Genomic DNA, 13,269 nt, shown 5'->3' with positions numbered 1-13,269 from the left:
GTCGGGCAAACTAGCCCAGAGGGTCACTACCGTCCATCGTTCCCCGCCCCTCGCCGAGGAACTCGCCGATCAGCGGGTTGACCCGCTCAGGGGCCTGGCGGCTGGACCAGTGGCCGACGCCTTCGAGCAGCGCGTACCGGCCGCCGGGGATGAGCGCGGCGGCGGCTTCGGTACGCGTGGCGTTCACCCCCGCGTCCCTGTCTCCCTGGATGAGCAGGGCAGGGCAGGCGATCTCCCCGAGGCGCGGCCTGAGGTCGACGCGCATCCGCAGGGGCCCGATGGAGGCGTTCTGCCAGTCGGAGGAACCCGCTCCCGCGACCCGCACCTCCGCCATGATCTCGTCCACGACGTCGTCGAAGTCGTCGACGGGCCCGGCGAAGAGCGCCCGCCTGGCGAAGCCGGCGACGCTCTCCCGGCTCCTGAACATGGCGCTCGGCAACGTCTTGCTCAGCAGCGGCAGCTTGGCGACGAGCCAGAGCGCCTGGTGCACGACGGGCGGGAACGACAGGATCCCGGCCGGGGCGAGCGCCACGATCCGGTCGACGCGGGAGGGGTGCTCGATGGCGTACGCGAGGGTGAGCGCGCCGCCCTGGGAGAGGCCGACCAGGGCCGCGGAGGTCAGTTCGAAATGGTCGAGCACCTGGGTGACGGCGGCCAGCAGGCGCTCGTGGGTGGCCGGTCCGTCCCAGGGGCGGCTCCTGCCCTGCTTCGGCCAGTCGAGGGCGAGAACGCGGTGCCGGGCGCTCAGGGCCGGGATGAGGTGCCGCCAGCTGAGCAGCGCGTTGTCGATGCCCGCCCCGCTCAGCAGCAGCACGGGGGAGCCCCGATCGCCGGCGCTGTAGACGTGCAGCCGGCCCTCAGGGCAGGTGAGATAGGTGCTGCGCAACCCGGACGGCTCCGCGGGCGCCCCCGCCGTCACTCCGCGCCCTTTCCCGCCTCGCCTGCCCCGGACGCGTCCGTCCCGGTCGGGCCCGGGGCGGACGCGTGCGTTCCGCCGGGGTTCTCGGCGGCGGCGCGGTACGCCTCCCACCGGTCCCACAGGGCCGGCAGTTCCTGCTCCAGGAACTGGTAGAGCTGGTGGACGCCGACAAGGCGCTCGCGCCGCTCGGGCGCGCTGCCGGCCAGCACCCGCAGGCCGTCCTCGGTGAGTTCCCTGAACGCCGCCGTCTTGGCGTAACGCCCGGCGACCATGCGGCTCCACCCGTCGGCGGCGATGCGGAAATACTCCTGCCGCTCGCCCCTGCGGCGGACCCCCTCGACGAGCCCGCTGGGGGTGAGCAGGCGGGTCGCGCTGCTGATGGAGCTGCGGCTGACCCGGAGCACATCGGCCAGCTCCGCCGCTCTCTGCTCTTCCGGGTCGCTGATGAGCAGCCATCCGATCACCCGGCCGGCGATCAGTGGCAGGCCCTCCCGCGCGAAGAACACCGCGACGTCGTCGACGAACTCGAGCTCGGCTTCCGAGGGGGTACGCATATTTCGGATATTACTGTCATTGCAGTAATGACTGCAATGACGAGAATGCGGCTCAGGCGGAGACGCGCGACCCGCCCCAGGCCAGGAGGGCCTCGGCGGTGCCGAACCGCCGGCTGGAGACGGACTCGTCGAGCAGCACGCCGACCAGCCGCCGCCCCTCCGACTCGCCCGCGAAGGCGAGGCAGTAGCCCGCCGCCCGGGTGAACCCGGTCTTCAATCCGATCGCGCCCGGCGTCCCGAGCAGCCTGTTGGTGTTGCGCCAGCTGTAGGCGCGGTGGTCGTCGGTGGCGGCGAGCGTGTGCCGCCGCGTGCCTGCGACCTCCTCGATCAGTGGCACCTGGAGCGCCTTGACCGCCAGCAGGGCCTGGTCCTCGGCCGTGGAGTAGCCGTCGCCGCGCGGGGTGGGCAGGCCGTCGGCGTTGACGTACTCGGTGTCGGACATGCCCAGCTCGCGGGCGGTCGCGTTCATCCTGGCGACGAAGCCCTTGACGCCGGGGCCGTACGTGCGGGCCAGCGCGTGGGCGGCGTCGGCGCCGGAGGGGAGCATGAGGGCGTACATCAGCTCGCCGACGGTGAGCCGGTCGCCGGGGCGCAGGCCGGCGGTGGTGCCGCCGCCGTCCTCCGCGTACGCGACGTCTTCGGCCTTGATCCGGACCACGTCGGTGGGTTTGGCCGACTTCAATACGATATATGCGGTCATGGTTTTGGTCAGGCTGGCGACCGGCATGCGCTCGCCGGCGTCCTTGCTGAAAAGCACGTCGCCGGACTCGGCGTCGATCAGATGGGCCGCCCGGCCGTAGACCGCCGGGGTGTCCCTTTCCGCGGCGGTCATGACGGGCGCGGCGGCCGGCGCCTGGGCGGCGGCGGGCGCGGCTACCCCGGTGACCAGGGCGGCGGCGCCTGCCAAGGCGACAAGTGGGGCTCTCCTGATACGCATGACGACAGGGTGCCGCGCATTTTGGGGTGCTGTTGACGAAAACAACAAAAATTCATGACCGGATGTCAGAAAGCCCGATATTTCCGGGCCTTTCGTGAGGTAAATCTTTTGCGAATACGCTCACCGGTCGTGCCAGAAGGTGCCGGTCACGCGTTCGCCATGTGCCAGTTCCGCGAACAGATCCTCCCAGAGCGGCATCACCTGCTCCGGCGCGTAGGCCCGTGCCGTCTCGGCCGCGGCCTGGCCCATGCGCACCCGCAGATCCCGGTCGGAGATGACCCGCATCAGGGCGTCGGCCAGCGCGTTCACGTCACGCGGCGGCACGAGCACGCCGTCCACCCCGTCGGCAAGCACGTCCCCCGGGCCGGTCGGGCAGTCGAACGCGATCACGGGCAGCGCGTGCGCCATGGCCTCGATCATCACCATGGGGAAGCCCTCGAACCGGGAGCTCAGCGCGTACACGGAGGCGTTCGTCAGCTCCCGGTCCAGCCGGCCGGTACGCCCGGGCAGCGTCACGTGGCCGCCCAGGTCCAGGCGCTGCACGAGCCCGTCGAGCTCCGCCTTCCTGGCGCCCGTGCCGAAGACGCGCAGCCGCCATTCCGGGTGGTGGGCCACGACCTTCGCGAAGGCCTCGATGAGCAGGTCGAACCCCTTCTGCGCGGTCAGCCGCCCGGCCGCGACCACCACGGGGTTCACCTGCTGGGACGGCTCCTGCTCCGCCCGGTGGGCCGCGTTCGGGATCTGCACGATCGGGGCCCCCGGGAGCAGGCGCTCGTATGCATGCCGGTTCGTGCGGGTCAGAACGGTGATCGCGTCGAGGCGGCCGTAGTGACGGGCGATCTGCCTGCGGATGGAGTCGGGGTAGGCCGGCAGGTTCATGTGCTCCTGCGCGACCGTGACGACACCCTTGGGCGCGCGGCGGGCCGCGATCAGGTTGAGCGCGGGCCGCGCGGTCACGAGGACGCCGTCGCGGAGCGCGGCCACATAGTCCATCGCGGCGCGCTCCACCCGTTCGGTGAAGTAGGCGCTGGCGAACTCCCCGCGCGGCACGACCTTCCCCCGCACCCGGCGCCACGCCCTGCGCCCGAGCGAGTCGGGACGCCGGCCGCCGCGCTGGTCCACGAGCGTCACGATCGGGATGCGCGGGTCCAGCCCGAAGCGGGGCCTCTCGCGGCGCCGCACGAGGCTGACCAGTTCGACGTCGTGGCCCGCGGCGGCCATCGCGTTCGCCTGGTTGACGACCGCGCGGATGGTGCCGCCGGCGCCGTAGGCGTGCAGCATGAAGTAGCGGATCTTCATGGCGCGTGCTCCCGGGCCCGTGCCTCCGGGGCGGGCGGCACGCGGGCGGCGGGCGCGCGGCAGGGGACGGGACCGGACCTGGCCAGCGTCGTGCTCGGTGTTCGCTGCCGGTTCATGCCGATGCAGGGTAACGACCGTACCTGGCAGTTCCCTGGCAACGGCGGCACGCAGGGCGGGCGTCCGTGCCCGCGCATGATGATCAAGACTCGCTAGGGTGGTCAGGAGCGGTGCGCGGCGAGGTCGAGAGGGATGAGCATGGACGAGGGACGACCGGCGGACGACGTGATCCTGGGCATGATCGCCGATCGCCTCGGCGCGGCCATGGGCAGGCCGTGGCAGGTCCAGGACGGCATGGCCAAGGGGCCGGGCACGCTCGCCGTCGTGCTGGGCGGCGACCACTCCGGCGACCCCGGCCACCTCGACCTCGACTTCGTGCTCAACGTCGACCGCCCCGAGGACACCACGATCAGCGACTGCGTGGCCGGGTACGGCGGCACCACCGAGGAGGCCCTCGACCGGGCCGTCCAGGTGTGGCTCGGCACGACCGGCAGCGCCCTGATCGAGCTCCTCGTCCAGGACGGCTCGCACGCCGCCCACTTCGGCCCCGACGACCCCGACGGCTTCTCCGGCTGGCACGCCATCCACGGCGGCATCACCGGCTGGGGCACCGGCGACGACCATGAGGCCGTCCAGCGGTGGGCCGTCCAGCACGTGGTCCTGCCGCACCTGGCTCCCGCGCTGAAGGGCACGTTCGAGCGCGAGCGCCTGATCGGCGTCAAGGCGTTCTTCGGCGGGGGCGAGGGCGCCGAGACGGCCGAGATCCGGGTCAACGGCGCCTACCACGAGGCGGGCTCGCGGGCCCTGGCCGAGCTGGACTGGCCGCGGCCCGAGCAGGGCATCTCGTACGCCCGCACCTTCGTCCTGCTGGTGCACGACGAGGCCGGCTGACCCCTCAGCCGCCGATGGCCGACGTGGGCGCCGGCCATCGCCCCCCCATGGCCAGGCCCGCGCGCCCGCCCCCTCCGCCTGTTAGCGTTACCGGCAGGGGGTGTGCTGCGGTGAAACCCAGGAACGGCAGGCCGGCGGTGCTCATGGACGTGGCGGTGCTGGCCGGTGTCTCGGCCATGACCGTCTCGCGCGTGCTCAACGATCCCGACCGGGTGCGCGCCGAGACCCGGGCCCGGGTGCTGGCCGCGGTCAGGGAGCTCGACTACCGGCCCAACCAGGCGGCCCGCCAGCTGGTCACCGGCCGCTCCGGCGTGCTCGGCGTGGTCAGCATCGACACCACCCTCTACGGCCCCGCCACCACCCTCTACTGCATCGAGCAGGCCGCGAGAAACGCCGGCTACAACGTCAGCATCGCCAGCCTCAGCTCGCTCAACCGCAGGTCGATGGAGGAGGGCGTGCAGCGGCTGCGCGCCCAGGCCGTCGACGGCGTGATCATCGTCGCGCCGCACGAGTCGGCCACAGAGGGGCTGCGCCACCTGCCGCCCGAGATGCCGGCGGTGGCGGTCGACGCCGGCGACGACCTCCCCGTGCCCGTGGCCAAGGTCGACCAGCGGGCCGGAGCCGTGCGCGTGACCAGGCACCTGCTCAGCCTCGGCCACCGCACGGTGTGGCACGTGGCGGGGCCGGCCGACTGGCTCGACGCCGACGGCCGCATCGAGGGCTGGCGCGGCGTGCTGGAGGAGGCCGGCCGGCCGGTGCCCGACGTGCTGCGCGGCGACTGGAGCTCGCGCTCCGGCTACCGGCTCGGCCGCGGCCTGGCGCGGGAGCCCGAGCTCACCGCCGTGTTCGCGGCCAACGACCAGATGGCGCTCGGCGTGCTGAGGGCGCTGCGCGAGGCCGGGCGGCGCGTGCCCGAGGACGTCAGCGTGGCCGGCTTCGACGACATCCCCGAGTCCGCCTACTACTGGCCGCCGCTGACCACCGTGCGGCAGGACTTCGGCGAGGTCGGCCGGCTCGCCTTCCACATGCTGCTCGACCGGATGGCGGGCGCAGACCCCGACGGGCGGCGCCTGGTCGAGCCGGAGCTCGTCATCAGGGAGAGCACCGGCGCCGCCCCGGGGGTGAGCCTCAGGCCAGCCTGATCACGTTCCACGACACCGGCGGCAGCAGGACGCGTGCCGGGTCGTGCTCGACGTCGGGGTTCGGCCTGGGCACGATCCGGTCGGGGGCGTCGGCCGTGTTGCGGGCGTAGACGTCGGCGTCCGTCAGGGTGGTGGCCTCGACGATCCGCGCGCCGCCGAGCGCCCGCGTGTCGATCGTCAGCGACAGCGGCACGTCGGTCGAGCGGTTGACCGCGAACAGCGTCGTGCCCTCCTCGGCGTGCGTGGCGACCGCGTGCAGCAGCGGCACCTCGCCGTACTCCTTCGTCTCGTACGACGGCGAGACCGGCTCCACCCGCAGCACGTCGCCCGCCGCGTGCCTGGACGCCTGCGCGAACGGATGGAACGTCGTCTGCCGCCAGGCCCGCCCGCCGGGCTCCGTCATGATCGGCGCGATCACGTTCACCAGCTGGGCCAGCGACGCGGCGGTCACCCGGTCGCTGTTGCGCAGCAGCGTGATCAGCAACCCGCCGAACGCCACCGCGTCGGCCAGGTGGTAGTGGTCCTCCAGCAGCGGCGGCGCGACCGGCCAGTCGGTGGGCGGCTCGGCGTCCCGGAAGCGTGACAGGTACCAGACGTTCCATTCGTCGAAGGAGATGTCGATGCGCTTGCGCGACTTGAGCCGCGCCCCGACGTGGTCGGCGGTGGCCGCGACCGAGGAGATGAAGTACTCCATGTCGGTCGAGCAGGCCAGGAAGCTGCCGAGGTCGCCGTCCTTCTCCTCGTAGTAGGCGTGGCAGGAGATGTAGTCGACCACGTCGTACGTCTCCTCCAGCACCGTGGCCTCCCACGCGCCGAAGGTCGGCATGCCGGAGCCCGAGCTGCCGCAGGCCACCAGCTCCAGGTTCTTGTCCATCGTGCGCATGGCGCGGGCGGTTTCGGCGGCCAGCCGGCCGTATTCGCGGGCCGTCTTGTGGCCGGTCTGCCAGGGGCCGTCCATCTCGTTGCCGAGGCACCACATCCTGATGCCGTGCGGCTCCTTCGAACCGCCCGCGACGCGCAGGTCCGACAGCGTGGTGCCGGACGGGTGGTTGCAGTATTCGAGCAGGTCGAGGGCCTCGGCGATGCCGCGGGTGCCGAGGTTGAGCGCCATCATGGGCTCGACGCCGGCCTTGCGGCACCAGCGGACGAACTCGTCGACGCCGACCTCGTTGGTCTCGGTGCTGTGCCAGGCCAGGTCGAGCCGGCGCGGCCGCTCGGCGACCGGGCCGATGCCGTCCTCCCACCGGTAGCCGGAGACGAAGTTGCCGCCGGGGTAGCGGACGGTGGACACGCCCAGCTCCCTGGTCAGGTCGAGCACGTCGCGGCGGAAGCCGTCGCCGTCGGCCGAGGGGTGGTCCGGCTCGTGGATGCCGGTGTAGACACATCGCCCGAGGTGTTCGACGAACGTGCCGAAGGTGCGCCGGCGTACCGGAGCCACCTTGAACGCGGGATCGAGCGTGAGTTCTGCCTGGTGCACGGAGGGGACTCCTGGTGTTGCGCGGGCGTGACGTCGCTCCAGATTGTTAGCGTTATCAGCGGTGGGGTCAAGGGGTCCGCGCTCGCCCCCGGGTGTCGGGCAAGCGTTTTCCGCGAGGGCCTTGACAGGCCAGGTGTTACCGCTAACACTCGGGTAACCCCAACGAAACACGGGGTCCGCGCGGCGACCTCCGCAACCCGGCGGATCGCCACCGTCGCCTGCGCGCGGTGCGCCAGGCCGGTTCGCGGCTGCCCTGAATCCTCTTGCGCCAACGAGAACATCAGCGAACAACGGCCAAGCATCGGCTCGGTAGGAAGAGGCCACTGTGCAAGGTCCCTCCGGCATATCCCGCCGGCACCTCCTCGGCGGCAGCCTTGCCCTTCTCGGCGCCGCCGCCTCCGGCTGCGCCATCCCCGTGGGACTCGGCTCCTCCGGGACCCGGGTCCAGTACTGGCACTTCATGGGCGCCAGCGACGGGATCATCATGAACAGCATGGTGAACGCGTTCGCCAAGGAAGCCCCGGAGATCTTCGTCGAGGAGAACGTGCTCGCCTGGGGCGAGCCGTACTACACGAAGATCGCCATGGCGGGGTCCGGCGGGCGATCGCCCGACCTGGCCACCTTCCACCTGGCCCGGCTGGCCGGGATCGGGGCCGGCCAGATCCTCGACCCCGTCAACGAGCGGCTGCTGGAGGAGGTCGGCCTGCGGGGCGCCGATTTCAGCCCGCCCATCTGGGAGCGGGCCCACATCGACGGCGTGCTGTACGCCATCCCGTTCGACGCCCACCCGATGGTGCAGTACTACAACACCGACATCTGCGGCAAAGCAGGGCTGCTCGGCCCGGACGGCAAGCTGCGGCCCACCAACGGCGTCGACGAACTGGTGGACCAGCTGACCAAGGCCAAAGAGGTGATGGGCGGCAAACCGCCGCTCGCCTTCGACGCGCTCGGCCTCGGCACGGTCGGCCCGTGGCGCGTGTGGTGGTCGCTGTACCCGCAGAGCGGCGGCACCCTGCTGTCCGACGACGGCGCCACGATCACCATCGACGACGCCAAGGCGCTCGAGGTGCTGCGGTTCATGCAGCGGCTCGGCAAGGAAGGGTTGTGCGACTGGCGCACCGACTACGGCGCCTCCGTGGCCAACTTCACCAACGGCCAGGCCGCCTTCCTGTGGAACGGCGACTGGGAGACCACCGGGCTCAAGGACCGCGGGACACCGTTCAGCATGACGCGCTTCCCCGCCGTCTTCGGCACCGGATCGGCGCAGGCCGACTGCCACGCCTTCGTCCTGCCGCACCAGCGCGACCGCGACCCCGAGGTGGAGCGCGCCACCTACGAATTCATCGCCTACCTCGTCAGGAACAGCGCCGACTGGGCCGTGGCCGGCCACGTGCCCGCCTACCTGCCGACCCTGGAACTGCCCGAGTACCTGGCGCTGGAGCCGCAGTCGGAGTACCGCTCGGTCGTCACCGAGGTGGCGCTCGATCCCCAGGTGTGGTTCGCCGGCTCCGCGTCGCGGTTGTGGATCGAGTTCGGGGAGGCGTTCTCCCCCGTCATCAGCGGGGAGCGCACGCCGGAGGAGGGCCTGGCCGCGGCCAGGGCCTCGCTCGGCCGGCTGCTGTCCGCCCCGGACCCCTTCCCCGACGAGGAGCGCTCATGATCAGGCGTGTCGAGGTCATCAAGGCGATGGGCCCGGCCAAGGAGGGCACATGACTGCTGCCGTCGCACCACCCGCGGCCTCCTCCGTCCCCGCGGCCAGGGCCAGGGTCCGGCGCGGATGGACCCAGCACGGGTTGCTGTTCGTGGCGCCGTTCCTGCTGGTGTACGTGGTCTTCCTGGTCTGGCCTACCCTGCTCGGCTTCCGGATGAGCCTGTCGAGCGTCAACATCGCCGGCGGCAACGACCACCTCGTCGGGTTCGCCAACTACGCCGAGGCGTTCGGCGACCCCCGCATGTGGCGCTCGTTGTGGAACACGCTGGTCTTCACCGTGCTGAGCACCATCCCGCTGGTGTTCCTCGGGCTGGTGTTCGCGCTGCTGGTGCACCACCTGCGGTTCATGCAGTGGTTGTGGCGGCTGTCGTTCTTCGGGCCGTTCCTGCTGCCGTCCGCCGTGGTGTCCATCCTCTGGCTGCAGATGATCTACCCGCCCGACTACGGCCTGCTCAACGGCACGCTCGGCACCGACGTCCTGTGGCTCGGCGACCCGTCCACGGCCATGTGGTCGGTGGTGCTGACCACGGTCTGGTGGACGGTCGGCTTCAACTTCCTGCTCTACCTGGCCGCCCTGCAGGCCATCCCGCAGCACCTGTACGAGGCCGCCTCGATCGACGGCGCCACGGCCTGGGACAAGCTGCGCTCCATCACGCTCCCGCTGCTCGGCCGCACGACCGCGCTCATCGTGGTGCTGCAGCTGGTCGCCTCGCTCAAGGTCTTCGACCAGATCTACCTCATGACGGGCGGCGGTCCCGACGACTCCACCAGGCCGATCATCGAGTACGCCTACGACGTCGGCTTCACCGGCTACCGCATCGGCTATGCCTCGGCCGTCTCCTACATCCTGTTCGTCCTGATCGTCATCGTCTCCCTGGCGCAGCTCCGGCTGTTCCGCAAGCGCGAGGAGGTCGCGTCGTGACCAAGCGGTTCAGCTTCAGCCAGGCCGTCCTCCTGCTGGCCGCGCTCGTGCTGGCGGCCATCTGGCTCGCCCCCATCGCCTGGGCGGTGGCCACCTCGCTCAAACCCGAGGACGAGACCACGGTGACCCCGCTGCAGTGGTTCGGCAGCGAGATCACCTTCGACTCGTACGCGCTGGTCCTGGAGACCGGCGGCATCCTCAAGTGGGCCGTCAACTCGACCGTCACCGCGGTCATCGTCACGTTCATGACCGTGCTGTTCTCGGCCATGGCGGCCTACGGGTTCGCGCGCACCCGGTTCAAGGGGCAGCGGGCGCTGCTGGCGGTGATCCTCGCCGGGATCATGGTGCCGCCGCAGGTGCTCATCGCGCCGTTGTTCGCCGAGATGGTCACCTTCGGGCTCGTCGACACCTGGTGGGCGATCATCCTGCCGCAGGTGGCCGCGCCGCTGATCGTCTTCATCCTGTTCAAGTTCTTCCAGGACGTGCCGCCCGAGCTGGAGCAGGCGGCGTTCGTGGACGGGGCGGGGCGATGGCGGGTGTTCTTCACGATCGTGCTGCCGCTGTCGCGGCCCGTGCTGGCCGCCGTGTCGATCTTCACGTTCATCAACACGTGGAACAACTTCCTCTGGCCGTTCCTGGTCTCCACCGACCCGAACACCATGACCCTGCCGGTGGGCCTGGCCAACGTCGTGCAGGGCACGTTCGGCCTGCGGTACGCGCAGATCATGGCCTCGGTGGTGCTGGCCGGGCTGCCGCTGCTGGTCGTGTTCGTGCTGTTCCAGCGGCAGATCGTACGCGGCGTCGCCCACAGCGGCCTGGCGGGCCAGTGACGGGCGGGCGGCGTCACGGCTCGACCGCGCGGGGTGACCCAGCCCGGTGTCAGAAACCGTGACCGGGGAATGACATTCGCATGACAGGCGCCGCACCTGAAGCCGGCCACATTCCCCTCAAACGGGCTATCGGCCCCAAGCTTCTCATCCTTTTCATCATCGGCGACATCCTGGGCACAGGCGTCTACGCGCTGACCGGCGTGGTGGCCGGCCAGGTCGGTGGCGCCCTCTGGATGCCCTTCCTGTTCGGCTTCGTCATCGCGTTGCTCACCGCGATGTCCTACGTCGAACTGGTCACGAAATACCCCAGGGCGGCGGGCGCCGCGCTCTACACGCAGAAGGCCTTCAAGAAGCCCTTCTTCACGTTCATGGTCGCGTTCACGGTGATGTGCTCCGGTCTCACCTCGGCCAGCGCCGCCGCCCGCGCGATCGGCGGCGACTACCTGGAGGCGTTCTTCACGTTGCCGAGCGTGGTGGTCGGCATCGTCTTCATCGTCGCCGTCGCGGCGCTGAACTACCGGGGCGTCTCCGAGTCGGTGAAGACCAACATCGTGTTCACGCTGATCGAGCTCACCGGCCTGCTGGTGATCATCCTGATCGGCGTCTACGCCGTGTTCACGGGGGCGGGCGAGCCCTCCAGGCTGGTCGAGATCGACACCGAGCAGGCGGGCGGCCTGATGTACGCCCTGCTCGGCAGCACCGCGCTGGCCTTCTTCGCGTTCGTCGGGTTCGAGGACTCGGTGAACATGGCCGAGGAGACGCAGGACCCCTCGCGGAACTTCCCCCGGGCGATCTTCCTCGGGGTGGCGATCACCAGCGTCGTCTACATTCTCGTGGCCCTCACCTCATCGCTGCTCGTCGCGCCCGGGGTCCTGGAGGAGTCGTCCGGCCCGCTGCTCGAGGTGGTGAAGGCCGGCGGGCTCAACTTCCCGCCGCAACTCTTCGCCGCGATCGCCATCTTCGCCGTCGCCAACTCGGCTCTGATCAACATGATGATGGCCTCCCGGCTCGTGTACGGCCTGGCCAACGAACGCGTGGTGCCCCGCCGCCTCGGCTGGGTCGATCCGCGCCGCCGTACTCCGGTGATCGGCATCATCTTCACCACCGCGCTGGCCATCGCGCTCATCTCGACGGGAGAGATCGCGGGGCTCGGCGACACGACGGCGTTCCTGCTGCTGTGCGTCTTCACGATCGTCAACGTGGCCGTGCTCGTGCTGCGCAAGGACCGGGTGGAGCACGCGCACTATCGCACGCCCACGGCCTTTCCCGTGATCGGCGCCGTGCTGGCCTTCATCATGGCGAGCCCGCTGACCGGCCGGCCCGCCGAGGTGTACGTCCGGGCGGGCCTGCTCCTGGCCGTCGGGCTGGTCCTGTGGGGGATCAACTGGCTGGTGGTGCGCCGCCAGAGGGCCTCGTAAGCGCACGAACGGCGGCTCGTCAAGAACCGCGGCACACAGAACGGACCCCCGGCTTCGACGAGAAGCCGGGGGTCCGCCAGAGCTGGTGGACGATACTGGGATTGAACCAGTGACCTCTTCCGTGTCAGGGAAGCGCTCTCCCGCTGAGCTAATCGTCCGTGGAGGTGGCGACGGGATTTGAACCCGTGTGGACGGCTTTGCAGGCCGCTGCCTCGCCTCTCGGCCACGCCACCGAGCCCAAACTCCGAGCGGAAGACGGGATTCGAACCCGCGACCCTCACCTTGGCAAGGTGATGCTCTACCACTGAGCCACTTCCGCGTTGCTCCGTTAACTCTAGCGGGTTTTTCGACCGGATGCTTCCGGTCCTTGGTCGCGGAGCAGCCGGACCATGCCGCGTTCGGTCGCGGGCAGGCTGAGGAAGATCTCCAGGATCCTCGTCAGGCGGTGCACCTCGATGCGGTGGAACGAGGGGCCGTCGGAGCGGGCCAGCACCAGAGACAGCGCCAGAGGTGGCAGCGGGGCATGGATGACGTGCAGGTCGTCGTCGAGGGTCAGGGCGACGGGGCGGGCCGGGACGTCGGCCGGGATGGCGGGCGGCTGCTGCGGGGCACGCCAGCTCGCGTAGACCACCCGCTGCTCGGCCGTCATCGTGGCGGCCCAGTCGGCGCTGAACAACACGGGGAGCGAGTCGACGAGCGTGGTCAGCGCCCGGTCGCCCGCCGTGGTGATGAACTTGAGGATCTCCAACTCGGGGTAGGTGCCCGGGGCCTCCCGGGTGGTCCAGACACCCTCGACCGTCACGCCTTCGACGCCTTCCAGGCTTTTGACCAGCGCCTGCCTGGGCGTGCCCGCCGGGTTGAAGATCGTGATGTCGTCGACGGCCCGGCCGGCGCCCCGGTCGAGCACGGTCACCTGGGTGATGTCGGCCCCCGCCGCCCCCAGGACCCTCGTCACCTGGGCCAGAGAGCCGGGCCGGTCGGGCAGCACCAGGCGCACTCGAAGAAGCATCCGTGTCCCCTCGCATGAAGATGCCGGTGCACAGTTTATCGGTGAGGGGTGCGGCAGTCCGTGCTTTCGGCGCCGCCTCGCTCGCTCACGGGAATCATCACCG

The 13,269-nt window shown here is 70.7% G+C and carries 12 protein-coding genes and 3 tRNA genes; 6 read left to right on the top strand and 9 right to left on the bottom strand.

The genetic code is table 11. The features are described 5' to 3' along the window. Positions 1-10: 10 nt before the first annotated feature. The 4 genes from ACZ6SA_RS26760 to ACZ6SA_RS26745 all read right to left on the bottom strand — a co-directional run bounded on the left by ACZ6SA_RS26760 (position 11) and on the right by ACZ6SA_RS26745 (position 3,709). On the bottom strand, positions 11-919 hold the full coding sequence (locus tag ACZ6SA_RS26760) for an alpha/beta fold hydrolase (protein WP_465831116.1): 909 nt from the start codon (positions 917-919) through the stop codon (positions 11-13). Next, positions 916-1,473, bottom strand: coding sequence for a GbsR/MarR family transcriptional regulator (locus tag ACZ6SA_RS26755; RefSeq protein WP_465831114.1), 558 nt, complete (start codon positions 1,471-1,473; stop codon positions 916-918). The genes ACZ6SA_RS26760 and ACZ6SA_RS26755 overlap by 4 nt, the downstream gene beginning before the upstream one ends. 52 nt (positions 1,474-1,525) lie before the next feature. Continuing rightward, positions 1,526-2,410 (bottom strand): D-alanyl-D-alanine carboxypeptidase family protein, encoded by an 885-nt coding sequence (locus tag ACZ6SA_RS26750; RefSeq protein ID WP_465831112.1) that lies wholly within the window; start codon positions 2,408-2,410, stop codon positions 1,526-1,528. A 120-nt stretch (positions 2,411-2,530) separates the two neighbouring features. Then, positions 2,531-3,709 carry a glycosyltransferase family 4 protein gene (locus ACZ6SA_RS26745; RefSeq protein ID WP_465831110.1) on the bottom strand — a complete coding sequence of 393 codons (1,179 nt, stop codon included), beginning with the start codon at positions 3,707-3,709 and terminating at the stop codon, positions 2,531-2,533. A gap of 255 nt (positions 3,710-3,964) precedes the next feature. Here ACZ6SA_RS26745 and ACZ6SA_RS26740 point away from each other — a divergent pair, with 255 nt between their 5' ends. Both ACZ6SA_RS26740 and ACZ6SA_RS26735 read left to right on the top strand, forming a co-directional pair. Continuing rightward, positions 3,965-4,657: a DUF6348 family protein gene (locus ACZ6SA_RS26740; RefSeq protein ID WP_465831108.1), complete on the top strand. Its 693-nt coding sequence runs from the start codon at positions 3,965-3,967 to the stop codon at positions 4,655-4,657. Positions 4,658-4,800: 143 nt separating this feature from the next. Next, positions 4,801-5,799: a LacI family DNA-binding transcriptional regulator gene (locus ACZ6SA_RS26735; RefSeq protein WP_347644347.1), complete on the top strand. Its 999-nt coding sequence runs from the start codon at positions 4,801-4,803 to the stop codon at positions 5,797-5,799. On the opposite strand, the gene arfA is transcribed toward ACZ6SA_RS26735, so the two are convergent. After that, entirely contained in the window at positions 5,786-7,276 is a 1,491-nt protein-coding gene (arfA, locus tag ACZ6SA_RS26730; RefSeq protein WP_465831106.1) for an arabinosylfuranosidase ArfA, read from the bottom strand. The genes ACZ6SA_RS26735 and arfA overlap by 14 nt on opposite strands. 325 nt (positions 7,277-7,601) lie before the next feature. Here arfA and ACZ6SA_RS26725 point away from each other — a divergent pair, with 325 nt between their 5' ends. From ACZ6SA_RS26725 to ACZ6SA_RS26710, 4 genes are all read left to right on the top strand, one after another. Next, positions 7,602-8,936 carry an extracellular solute-binding protein gene (locus ACZ6SA_RS26725; protein WP_347643929.1) on the top strand — a complete coding sequence of 445 codons (1,335 nt, stop codon included), beginning with the start codon at positions 7,602-7,604 and terminating at the stop codon, positions 8,934-8,936. 49 nt (positions 8,937-8,985) lie between these two features. Beyond that, positions 8,986-9,909, top strand: coding sequence for a carbohydrate ABC transporter permease (locus ACZ6SA_RS26720; RefSeq protein ID WP_347643928.1), 924 nt, complete (start codon positions 8,986-8,988; stop codon positions 9,907-9,909). After that, a complete protein-coding gene (locus ACZ6SA_RS26715; RefSeq protein WP_465831103.1) occupies positions 9,906-10,739 on the top strand; it encodes a carbohydrate ABC transporter permease in 834 nt (277 codons plus the stop codon). Before ACZ6SA_RS26720 ends, ACZ6SA_RS26715 begins: the two co-directional genes overlap by 4 nt. A gap of 80 nt (positions 10,740-10,819) precedes the next feature. After that, on the top strand, positions 10,820-12,157 hold the full coding sequence (locus ACZ6SA_RS26710) for an APC family permease (protein WP_443154028.1): 1,338 nt from the start codon (positions 10,820-10,822) through the stop codon (positions 12,155-12,157). An 83-nt stretch (positions 12,158-12,240) separates the two neighbouring features. On the opposite strand, the gene ACZ6SA_RS26705 is transcribed toward ACZ6SA_RS26710, so the two are convergent. The 4 genes from ACZ6SA_RS26705 to ACZ6SA_RS26690 form a co-directional block, all read right to left on the bottom strand. Then, a tRNA-Val gene (locus ACZ6SA_RS26705) sits at positions 12,241-12,315 on the bottom strand. 1 nt (position 12,316) lies between these two features. Beyond that, positions 12,317-12,390 (bottom strand) — tRNA-Cys (locus ACZ6SA_RS26700). A 14-nt stretch (positions 12,391-12,404) separates the two neighbouring features. After that, a tRNA-Gly gene (locus tag ACZ6SA_RS26695) sits at positions 12,405-12,476 on the bottom strand. 15 nt (positions 12,477-12,491) lie between these two features. Further along, positions 12,492-13,166 carry an ACT domain-containing protein gene (locus ACZ6SA_RS26690; protein WP_443154029.1) on the bottom strand — a complete coding sequence of 225 codons (675 nt, stop codon included), beginning with the start codon at positions 13,164-13,166 and terminating at the stop codon, positions 12,492-12,494. Positions 13,167-13,269: the final 103 nt, after the last annotated feature.

Source organism: Nonomuraea sp. NPDC049378 (assembly GCF_055586745.1).
The sequence above is the reverse complement of the archived record's forward strand: the minus strand, read 5'-3'. Positions and strand labels throughout refer to the sequence as shown.

Excerpts from the sequence above, each read along its gene's own strand:
- ACZ6SA_RS26690 (WP_443154029.1), bottom strand. The coding sequence starts at position 13,166 with ATGCTTCTTCGAGTGCGCCTGGTGCTGCCCGACCGGCCCGGCTCTCTG.
- ACZ6SA_RS26720 (WP_347643928.1), top strand. The coding sequence starts at position 8,986 with ATGACTGCTGCCGTCGCACCACCCGCGGCCTCCTCCGTCCCCGCGGCC.
- ACZ6SA_RS26750 (WP_465831112.1), bottom strand. The coding sequence starts at position 2,410 with ATGCGTATCAGGAGAGCCCCACTTGTCGCCTTGGCAGGCGCCGCCGCC.
- ACZ6SA_RS26745 (WP_465831110.1), bottom strand. The coding sequence starts at position 3,709 with ATGAAGATCCGCTACTTCATGCTGCACGCCTACGGCGCCGGCGGCACC.
- ACZ6SA_RS26710 (WP_443154028.1), top strand. The coding sequence starts at position 10,820 with ATGACAGGCGCCGCACCTGAAGCCGGCCACATTCCCCTCAAACGGGCT.
- ACZ6SA_RS26735 (WP_347644347.1), top strand. The coding sequence starts at position 4,801 with ATGGACGTGGCGGTGCTGGCCGGTGTCTCGGCCATGACCGTCTCGCGC.
- ACZ6SA_RS26755 (WP_465831114.1), bottom strand. The coding sequence starts at position 1,473 with ATGCGTACCCCCTCGGAAGCCGAGCTCGAGTTCGTCGACGACGTCGCG.
- ACZ6SA_RS26740 (WP_465831108.1), top strand. The coding sequence starts at position 3,965 with ATGGACGAGGGACGACCGGCGGACGACGTGATCCTGGGCATGATCGCC.